10 protein-coding genes are annotated in these 9,744 nt (G+C 70.1%); 1 reads left to right on the top strand and 9 read right to left on the bottom strand.

The annotated features are described in order from the left end of the window. Window positions 1-14 precede the first annotated feature (14 nt). Window positions 15-428, top strand: a complete 414-nt coding sequence (locus FNH05_RS23120; protein ID WP_144590820.1) for an SHOCT domain-containing protein — start codon at window positions 15-17, stop codon at window positions 426-428. Window positions 429-435: 7 nt separating this feature from the next. Here FNH05_RS23120 and FNH05_RS23125 read toward each other — a convergent pair whose 3' ends face one another. The 9 genes from FNH05_RS23125 to FNH05_RS23165 form a co-directional block, all read right to left on the bottom strand. Next, window positions 436-1,500, bottom strand: coding sequence for an AI-2E family transporter (locus FNH05_RS23125; RefSeq protein ID WP_144590821.1), 1,065 nt, complete (start codon window positions 1,498-1,500; stop codon window positions 436-438). 100 nt (window positions 1,501-1,600) lie between these two features. Continuing rightward, entirely contained in the window at window positions 1,601-2,182 is a 582-nt protein-coding gene (locus tag FNH05_RS38210; protein WP_186382691.1) for a DUF6114 domain-containing protein, read from the bottom strand. A gap of 2 nt (window positions 2,183-2,184) precedes the next feature. Continuing rightward, window positions 2,185-2,790, bottom strand: coding sequence for a DUF6230 family protein (locus FNH05_RS23135; protein WP_144590822.1), 606 nt, complete (start codon window positions 2,788-2,790; stop codon window positions 2,185-2,187). Window positions 2,791-3,007: 217 nt separating this feature from the next. Further along, window positions 3,008-5,758, bottom strand: coding sequence for an FAD-binding and (Fe-S)-binding domain-containing protein (locus FNH05_RS23140; RefSeq protein WP_144590823.1), 2,751 nt, complete (start codon window positions 5,756-5,758; stop codon window positions 3,008-3,010). Then, window positions 5,755-6,135, bottom strand: a complete 381-nt coding sequence (locus FNH05_RS23145; RefSeq protein WP_144590824.1) for an FmdB family zinc ribbon protein — start codon at window positions 6,133-6,135, stop codon at window positions 5,755-5,757. Before FNH05_RS23145 ends, FNH05_RS23140 begins: the two co-directional genes overlap by 4 nt. A gap of 6 nt (window positions 6,136-6,141) precedes the next feature. Then, window positions 6,142-7,419: a hydroxyacid-oxoacid transhydrogenase gene (locus FNH05_RS23150; RefSeq protein ID WP_144590825.1), complete on the bottom strand. Its 1,278-nt coding sequence runs from the start codon at window positions 7,417-7,419 to the stop codon at window positions 6,142-6,144. 14 nt (window positions 7,420-7,433) lie between these two features. Beyond that, window positions 7,434-8,240: an N-acyl homoserine lactonase family protein gene (locus tag FNH05_RS23155; protein ID WP_144590826.1), complete on the bottom strand. Its 807-nt coding sequence runs from the start codon at window positions 8,238-8,240 to the stop codon at window positions 7,434-7,436. 186 nt (window positions 8,241-8,426) lie between these two features. Continuing rightward, window positions 8,427-9,134, bottom strand: a complete 708-nt coding sequence (locus FNH05_RS23160) for a GntR family transcriptional regulator (protein ID WP_144590827.1) — start codon at window positions 9,132-9,134, stop codon at window positions 8,427-8,429. Between the two features lie 55 nt (window positions 9,135-9,189). Then, the gene (locus tag FNH05_RS23165; RefSeq protein WP_144590828.1) at window positions 9,190-9,741 is read right to left on the bottom strand and encodes a carboxymuconolactone decarboxylase family protein; all 552 of its coding nucleotides are present in this window, start codon (window positions 9,739-9,741) and stop codon (window positions 9,190-9,192) included. Between the last annotated feature and the right edge of the window lie 3 nt (window positions 9,742-9,744).

The raw sequence follows: 9,744 nt of genomic DNA on the forward strand, positions 1-9,744 counted from the left end.
GTTAAGGAGGAAACATGGTGCTGGCACAGACAACCGGCAGTCAATACCCGTTCCTCGAACTGGTGTGGACGATGCTGGTGTTCTTCGGCTGGGTGATCTGGTTCTGGCTGCTCATCATGGTGTTCCGCGACCTGTTCCGCCGTCACGACATCTCGGGCTGGGGCAAGGCGGGCTGGACGCTGCTCGTGCTGGTGCTGCCCTTCCTCGGCGTGCTGATCTACCTGATCGCCCAAGGGCGCCAGATGGGCGAGCGCAACATCAAGGAGGCACGGTCCGCGCAGGCGCAGTTCGACGAGTACGTGCGTTCGGTCAGCAAGTCGGGCGAGCGGCCCACCGAGCAGATCGCGCACGCCAAGCAACTGCTGGACAGCGGCGCCATCACCAACGAGGAATACGAGGCGCTGAAGAGGAAGGTCCTCACGCACTGAGGTGATCTCAGCGTTTCGGAGCCGAATCACTGGCCGAACGCACCAGCGCGGTTACCCAGTTCGCCCGCGGGTCGGTGTCCACCAGCAGCGCCTTGACCAGCAGGGTCATCGGGATCGCCAGCAGCGCGCCGAGGCCGCCGAGCACCCAGGCCCAGAAGATGAGGGCCAGGAAGGTGACGGTGGCCGAAAGGCCCACGCCGCTGCCCACGAACCGGGGCTGGATCAGCGACTGGATCACCAGGTTCAGCACGGAGTACAGCGCGATCACCTCGAGCATGAGCGGCCAGCCGCCGGACAGCAGGCCGAGCAGCGCGGGCGGGATCAGGCCGAGGATGAACCCCACGTTGGGGATGTAGTTGGTGATGAAGGCGAGCACGCCCCACAGCACGGCCACCGGCACGCCGAGCAGGGCCAGCCCGATCGTGTCGAAGACGGCGACGATGAAACCGAAGACCGTGGTGATCACCAGGTAGCGGCGGGTGCCGCGGGCGAAGTCGTGCAACGCGGTCACCACCGGACGGCGATCGGCGGCGATCTCGGCCAGCCGTGCGGGCAGCCCGCTCGCCTCGGCGGAGAGGAAGAGCAGCAGCGCCAGCAGGAACACCAGATTGGCAAGGACACTGGTCACACCGGACAGCAGGCCGGAAACGAGACTGCCGAGCTTGGCCGGGTCGAGCGAGCCCGCCGTCTTCGCCGCCGCGTCCCGGTCGACCCCGAACCGTTCCAGCGTCGCGACCGCTTCGCGGAACAGCGCCGTGGCCTGATTCGAGTACTGGGGAAACAGCGAGACGAGCCGGGCCGCCGACACGATGATCGTCAGTATCAGCACCACGATGATGCCGTAGACGGCGAGCAGAAGCAGCAGAGTCGAAAGCCAGCCCGGCCAGCCGTGGCGGCGAGCCCACGACTGGACCGGGCTGACCGCGATCACGATCACCAGAGCGAGCAGCACCGGGCCGACGAACCAGGAGGCCGCCTTCAGCCCGGCGATCACCACCACCACGGCCGCGGCGGCCAGGAGTACGGTCAGGCCGCGGGGCAGCGCGGCACGGGGAGCCGGTGGGGTCGTCACCGTGGGATCGTCGATCGCCTTCCCCTGTCCCGGGCGGCCTCATCCGGGGCAGGGGAGCGCTCTCCGCGCCGCGTTGCGAACATCGTTTCTCCTCGTCGCGTCAGACGCTTTCTCGTTCCGTGGTTGCCACCTCATGGCCGAGGCCTTCTTCCTGGCGGCGCCTACCCCGGCCGAAAAGCCGGAACAAGCGGCGCTTTTTGCCGGGAGCCTCCTCGGTGGCCTGCCGCGGCAGGGTGGGCTGATCGGTCCAGGCCAGGCACAGCGCCGAGCCGAGGAGCCCGAAGATCGTACCGAGGAGGAAGCCGCCGAAGTTGGCCGTGACCAGGGCGACCAGGGAGGCGAGCACCGCGACGATGCCGACCGGGACGCGGTATTTCGGCCGGACGCACAGCACCACGGCACCGATGATCAGCAGGCCGCCCAGCACCAGGGCGGAGGCCCCGCCGACGGTGTTGATCGAGATGACCAGGTCCCGGTATTTGAGCGTGAAGTAGGGCGGCAGCAGGAGCATGATCGCCGAGGCCACCAGCAGCACCGCGGCCGGGAAGGGACGCCCGCGCCGCCAGCGCTTGAACGCCCGCCTGCCGGACCGCACGGCCGACCAGCCGCGCGCCACGGCCCTGCCGGAGCCCGTGACCATCGCCGCACTCCCGCGCAGCATTGCGTTTTCCGACCTGTCCATGATCAGAAGCAGGGGTGGTTGCCGATGAGCACGATCGTCTTGGAGTCGGAGAGGCGCAGAGTGTCCGCCACCGTCGCCCAGGCGATCTGCCGGAGGTCCTTCACGTTCACCGCGGCCGCCTGGGTGCCGGAGGTGCCGGGCACGCCCCTGGCCCCGGGAGGCCCATCCGTGAGCGTGCTGGCGTCGCGGTTGATCTCGACGTCGTGATAGGTCACGGTACCGAGGATGAGCTCGACGTCGACGCCCAGGTTCTCCGCGTACACATGCGGCGCGGTGGTCCGCAGGGTGACCGATCCGAGGATCGGCACCGGCGTCGTCACCGACTGGCAGAAGTTGTCCAGGGTGGCGCGCCGGAAGGCGTTCACCAGCACGGGGTGCAGTCTGCCGTTGATCTCGTGGTCGATGGCTCCGTAGGCCACGAAGCCGTAGCCGTTCAGTTGGTCCGCGGTGGTCTTCAGCGGCGTCCCGGCGACCGCGAACGACACGGCCAGCGCCTCCTGGGCGATGGCCACCATGATCCCGCCGGCACCGATGGCCCCGGCGGCGAAGATTCCGAGAAAGCGCCGCCACCGGATTCTTCCGGCCGGCCTCTCCGGCACGTCAGTCACATCTGGCTCCCTTCATGTGAGGTTGGTGTAACCAGGATGTGGCGGAAACCCTGAAACCGCTGTCGCAAACGGCGAAATCACCCGGTGGCGAAGCGCTATCGGGTCGCGCGGCGCGTCTGGACCGAATCATCGACCGTCCTAAGTGGACTGTAAATGCACGGTTGAACGACAAACCCTTGTGGGTTAACGGGTTTGTTGACGTAGACGCAGTGGTGCGCTAGCGCTCCTCGGCGTGTTCGAGTGCACTGGCGAGCACCTGTGCCAGATGCAAGGCTCGGCGCTCGGTGAGGTCGGCGATCTGCGTCCGGCAGCTGAACCCGTCGGCGAGGACGAGGGTGTCCGGGGCGGCGGCTTCCACCTCGGGCACCAGCACCCGGTTCGCGGCGCCGACGGACACCTCGTAGTGCCCCTTCTCCACCCCGAAGTTCCCGGCCAGTCCGCAACATCCGGAGTCGAGTGTTCGGTTGTCCACGCCCACCTTCCGCAGCAGCCGTTCGTCGGCCGCGTTGCCGGTGGTCGCGTGCTGGTGGCAGTGCTCCTGGGTGATCGCTTTCGCGGGGAGGCGGGGAAACTCCACGTCGGGCGCGAACCGCTCCAGGAACTCGGCGAGGCCGAACGCCTTACCGGGCAGGCCGTTGAGCTCGTCGTCGCCGAGCAGCTCCCGGGCGTCGTGCCGGAACACGGCCAGGCAACTCGGCTCCAGGCCGACGATCGGCACCCCCTTGTCCAGCGCGGGGCGCAGCACGCGCACCGTGCGCCGCAGCATGCGCCGCGCGATGTCCAGCTGGCCGGTGGAGATCCAGGTCAGCCCGCAGCAGACCGAAGACGAGGGCAGCACCACGTCGAAACCCGCGTGCTCCAACACCTTCACCGCGTCAACACCCACTTCGGGCGAAAGGAAATTGGTGAAGGTGTCCGGCCACAACAGCACCTTCGGCCGGTCGCTGCCGGGTCGCGGCCGGAACGAGCGGCGGAAGCTCCGGGGCGCGAACCGTGGCAGCGAGCGTTCCGGTGTGATCCCGCCCAGCTTCTTCACCAGCGGGGCCGTCCGCCCGCCGAGTACCGCGTTCGCCAACCGGGGTGCGGCCGAGGCCAGTCTCGCCAGCAGCGGCAGGAAACCCAGCGAGTAGTGGCTGGCCGGGCGGAGACGGCCGGCGTAGTGCTGGTGCAGGAATTCGGCCTTGTAGGAGGCCATGTCGACGTTGACCGGGCAGTCGGACAGGCAGCCCTTGCACGACAGGCAGAGATCGAGTGCCTGAAGGACCTCCTGCGAGCGCCAGCCTTCCGTCACCGTCTCGCCGCGCATCATCTCGAACAGCAGGTGCGCGCGGCCCCGCGTGGAGTGCTCCTCACGCCGGGTGACCATGTAGCTGGGGCACATCACGCCCGTCGAGGTGTCGATGCAGGCGCCGACGCCGACGCAGCGGCGGGCCGCCACCGCGAGGCTGCCGCCGTCGTGCGGGTACCTGAGCGTGACCGGTAGCGACCGCACCGGCCCGTCGAACCGCAGGTCCGCGTCCAGCGGGCGGGGGTGCACCAGATTTCCCGGGTTGAACAGGTTTTCCGGATCCCAGATGCCCTTGAACCGGGCGAACAGGTCCAGGATCGCAGGCGGGTACATGCGCGGCAGCAGCTCGGCGCGGGCCTGGCCGTCGCCGTGCTCGCCGGACAGCGATCCGCCGTGGCGGACCACCAGATCCGCCGCCTCCTCCAGGAAGGCCCGGAACCGCCGCCTGCCCTCCTCGTCGGTCAGGGCGAAGTCGATCCGGATGTGCACGCAGCCCTCGCCGAAATGCCCATAAGGGACGCCCTTGAGACCGTGGCGGGCCAGCAGGGCGCGGAAGTCCCGCAGATAGGCGCCGAGGTTCTCGGGCGGGACGGCGGAATCCTCCCAGCCGGGCCAGGCCTCGGTCCCGTCGGCCATACGCGTGACGATGCCCGCGGCGCTTTCCCGGACCGACCACAGCAGCCGCTGGTCCGCGGGCTCCGTTTCCACCACGGTGTCCGCCCCGGTCCGGTCGCGCAGCACCGCGGACAGCTCTTCGGCCCGCTGCCGGGCCTGTTCGGCGCTCGCCCCGCCGACCTCGACGAACAGCCAGCCTCGCCCCTTCGGGAGGAGGTCCACCGCCGGGTGCGCCCGGCGGGCCTGCAGCGCCTCCACCAGATCGGCGCCCATGCCCTCCACGGTCAGCGGCTTCAACGACAGCACCGAAGGCACCGCGTCCGCGGCGGCGATGTCGTCTTCGTACCCGGCGACCACGAGCGCGCGGGCCGCGGGCGCGGGCACCAGCCGCACGGTGATCTCGGTCAGCAGCACGCAGGTGCCTTCGGTGCCGACCAGCGCGCGCACCAGATTGGTGCCGTTCTCCGGCAGTAACTGGTCCAGCGCGTAGCCGGAGACCCGGCGGGGCAGCGACGGGAAACCGGTGCGCAGGACGGCGAGGTTGTCCAGGGCGAGCTGCCGCAGGCGCTGGTGCATCCGCCCGGCCGGGCCGGGATCGGCCGCGGTGTCCGGCCCGATGGTCATGCGCGTGCCGTCGGCGGTGAGCACCTCCAGCGCCACCACGTTGTCGGCGGTGCGGCCCCAGGCCGCGGCCTCCCGCAGGCGGTCCAGCACGACCCCGGGCCGCACGCGGGCGGTGCGGGCGGCCGGGTCGATCTCCAGTATCTGGTTCAGATGCCGGGTGTAGTCGAGCACCACCCCGCGCCCGAGCGCCTGCCCGCCGATGCTGGTGCCCGCCCCGCGCGGGGTGATCGGGATCCGGTACCGGCGGCACAGCCGCACCGTGGTCTCCAGATCCTCGACGGTGCGGGGATGGACCACGGCCACCGGCACCTGCCGGTAGTTGGACGCGTCCATGCTGTACGTCGCCCGCGCCGTGGTTCCGTGCTCGACCTCACCCGCGAGCGCGTGGCCCAGTTCCGCCAGGAACCGGGCCACGCGCTCCTCGTCCGCTGTCGCGGTCATGCGGCTCCATCACTCGGGGAAGCGGGCAGGGGATCGCCTGCCCGCAGGGGCGCCGCCGCGAACCGGCCCTCGTGGGCCAGCACCGGACGGCGGTCACCGGCCAGTTCGGGGTAGCGCTGCTCCAGTTTCTCGCGCCGGGTCATCTGCCGGTGCCAGTGGCGGACGGTCTCGGCGTCACCGTTGCCGGTGCCCCGCCAGCTCTTCGGCGCGTCGTCCCGGCTCGGGCCGGCGTCGGCGACCCCGCCGAGCCGGACCGCGGGGGGCCGCCGCCGGGGACGCCCGCCACAGGCGCGGCAGTCCGGTGCCGGACTGGCGTGCGAGGGCACCAGCGCTTCGAACCGGTGCCCGCACTCGCAGGCGTAGTCGTAGATCGGCATGTGCCCTCACCAGTTTTCGATCGACTCGGCGAAGATGGCGGCGAGGTCCTCGCCGCGCACCGGGCGGGGCGCGATGGTGAGCAGGCGTTCCTGCTTGAGCGCACCCTCGACCAGGTCCGGAATGTCGCTTTCGGTGTAGCCGACCCCGCCGATGCCGTTGGGGATCCCGATGTCGCGCATCAGGGAGGACAGCACGAACGGCAACTGGTCCACCGGGTCGGCCTGCGCCGCGGCGCGCGGATCGAGGATCGCCGCCGCCCGCAGGTGTTTGTCCGGATTGGTCGGGAAGGTGAACCGGAACGCGGCGGGCGCGGTCAGCGAGACGGACTCCCCGTGCGGGACCATCGCCTCGTGCTGCGGGTAGTTCTTCGGCCGGTACTCCTTGACCCGCCCGGCGATCGGGTACGCGCACGCGTGCGGGATGTGCACCCCGGCATTGCCGAAGCCCATCCCGGCGAACGTCGCCGCCAGCATCATGTCGGTGCGGGCGGCGAGGTCCCCGCCGTTGAGCACGGCCTTCCGGAAGGAGCGCGCCAGCAGCGTCAACGCCTGTTCGGTCCAGGCGTCGGAGATCGGGTTCGACCCGCAGTAGGCCACGCGCGTTTCCGGCCGGTGCCGGGGGAAGGAGTCGTACGGCCGTGCCGTGTAGGACTCCAGCGCGTGGCAGAGCACGTCCATCCCGCTGGCCGCGGTGACCTCCGGGGGCATGCTCAGCGTCAGCAGCGGGTCGATGACCGCCATCGTCGGCCGCAGCCGCGGGTGGCTGATCCCGGACTTCACCTTCAGCTCCAGGAAGTCCATGATGCACACCGGGGTGGTCTCCGAGCCGGTGCCCGCCGTGGTGGGCACCGCGACCAGCGGCTTGAGCGGGCCCGCCGGCGCCCGGCCCGCGCCGATCGGCTTGTTGACGTAGTCGTAGAGATCGGCCGGGTAGGTGGTCATCAGGTTCACCGCCTTGGCGGTGTCGATGGACGAACCGCCGCCCACCGCGATGAACCCGTCCCAGGTGGACTCGCTCGCGAACTCCACCGCGGCCCTGATGCTCGCGTCCGTCGGTTCGACGTGCACCTGGTCGTAGATCTCGACGGTGAGCCCGTCGGCCTTGGCGGCGTCGGCGACCCGCTGCGGGACGCCGCTGGCCGCGACACCGGGGTCGGTGACGATCAGGACCCGTTCGGCGCCCATCTGCGCCAGATCCCAGCCGATTTCGTCGACCGCGCCCGCGCCGAACTTCAGCGGCGTGGCGCCCCAGGTGAACACCGTTTCGTTCAAATACTCGGTCATGGCGCGTCCCCTTCCTAGCGGTAGTACCCGGTGGGGGCGAAGGAAAGCTTCGCGGCCTGGTCCGGATCGTGCCCGAAGACCACTTCGGCGCCGGTCTCCTCGGCGATGCGGCGCAGTTTTTCCACCGACTCCAGCCAGCGCACGCTGTCCCACACGATCGCGGCGCCGACGGCGGGCGGTCCCCAGCTCTCGCCGAGGTAGACCGCGTCCGAGGTGAAGATCTTCGTGCCCGACTCGGGCAGATCCACCCGCAGCGACATCGTCCCCCAGGTGTGGCCCGGGGTCTCGATGACGCTCACCCCGGGCGCGATCTCGGCGTCACCGGAGACGAGTTCGTAGTCGATGCCCTCGTAGTCGACCTTGAGGTGAGCGCCCTTGAACGGGCCGTCGATGCCGAGCGCGCCCTCGTGCTCGGCGCGGTTGACGATGATGCGGGTCTTGCCGTTGTCGAACAGCTTCGCGTTCGCGGCATGGTCGAAGTGCAGGTGCGACAGCACGAGCACGTCGATGTCGTCCGGCGTGAGCTCCAGTGCGGCCAGCGAGTCCTGCAGGTAGCTCGTGCCCTCCTGCACGGGGAAGAACTCCTGCAGGCCGGTGGGTGCCCAGCGGGTCTCCCAGTCCTGGGGCACGCCGGTGTCCCACAGGATCCGGCCCTCGGGGTGCTCGATGAGCACGGCATGGGTGGGGCAGGTCGTCCAGACGGCCTGCTTGCCGGGGTTCGACCGGTCGGTGATCGTGGCCCCGGGCTTGAGCAGCAGCCACGTCTGGTCGCATTCCATGGTCCCGGTCCGGAGCAGGTGGACCTTGCTCGGTGCCGTCATCCGCGCCTCCTTGCGCTTCGTGCGAGAACCGCCGGGCGACACAGTGGCATGTAGCATGCTACTCCGTCAACCAAGGGTCGCCGTGGGCGCCGTGAAGGGACCCTTCACGGTCGAATCGACTGTGAAGGGACCCTTCACGGGAAGAAGGGCAGGGATCCGGTCCCTCGCGGCGAGGCCGGGGCCGGGTCAGTGGGGGTAGGCGGTCCAGTCGAAGGACACCGGGGGTGCGGAATCCCCGCCCGCGGCCGCCTCCTGCCCGATCAGCAGGCGCGCGGTGTGCAGCAGGTGCGCGCGCATCGACTCCGCGGCCCGTTCGGCCTCGCCCGCCTCGATCAGGTCGAAGATCGCCTGGTGTTCGGCGAGGATGTCGCCGAGGCTGCGGGATCGGTCCACCGTCGACGTGCCCCGCAGCAGGACCATGTCCCGCAGCGAATCGATGTAGCGGGCGAGCCTCAGGTTGCCCGAGGCCTCGTTGATCACCTCGTGGAAACGCCGGTCGGCGGCCATGAACGTGGCCTCGTCGTGCCGGGCGGCGGCGGTCCGCATCGTCTTGAGCTGCACCGCGAGCTCCTTGAGGCAGGCAGGCGTCCGCTGGGTCACCGCCCGGTAGGTGGCGGGCACCTCCAGCAGCAGCCGGATCGCGAAGACCTCCTCCAGATCGTGCAGGGAGGTCTGCAGGATGCGCACCCCCCGGTTGCGCTCGAACCGCACCATGCCGCGTTCGACGAGCTGGATGAGGGCCTCCCGTACCGGGGTGCGGGATACCCCGAGCCGTTCGGCGAGGTCGTGCACGGAGTACAGGCTGCCCGCGACCAGCTCGCCGTTGACGATGGCGGTCCTGAGCTCGTCGAGGATCTTCCCGGCGAGGTTCGCGTCGTTCCCGATCTGCCGCATCCGGCCATTTTCCCACGGGCCACCACGGGCCACGGGCAGCCCGCCGGGGCCGTTCTCAGGCGGCGTGCCGGTACCAGGCGTAGGGCTCGAGCTGCTCGTCCACCGGTGCCTGCACCAGTGCGTTGGCCAGGGTGGACATCGTGTAGGTGCCGATACCCAGCACGATCTCCAGCGCGTGCTGGCGGGTGTAGCCGTGCGCGAAGAACGCCTGGAGCGCGGTGTCGTCCACCGCTCCGGCGGTGTCCAGGATCCTCAGCGTGAGGACGCGGACGGCGTCCAGGCGTTCGTCCGCCAGCGGTCGCCGCTCGCGCAGTGCCGAGATGAGCTCCTCCGCCGCCCCCAGCTTGGTCAGCTTCGCGGTGTGCATCGCGACGCACAGGTGGCAGGCGTTGCGGGTCGCGACGGTGAGGATGACGACTTCGCGGGCCAGCGGGTCCAGGGTGGTCGTCTCGAACAGGACGTTGAGCTTGCCGAAACCCTCCAGGAGGTGGGGCGAGGCGGCCCAGCGCCGGGTGGCGGCGGGGAGGTACCCCAGGTGGTCCGCGGTGCCCTGCATGAATCGGCGGGAGGCGGCCGGGGCGGATTCGAGGGTGTGGTCGGTGAACAGCTG

It is taken from the genome of Amycolatopsis rhizosphaerae (genome assembly GCF_007713715.1).
Taxonomy (GTDB): domain Bacteria; phylum Actinomycetota; class Actinomycetes; order Mycobacteriales; family Pseudonocardiaceae; genus Amycolatopsis_E; species Amycolatopsis_E rhizosphaerae.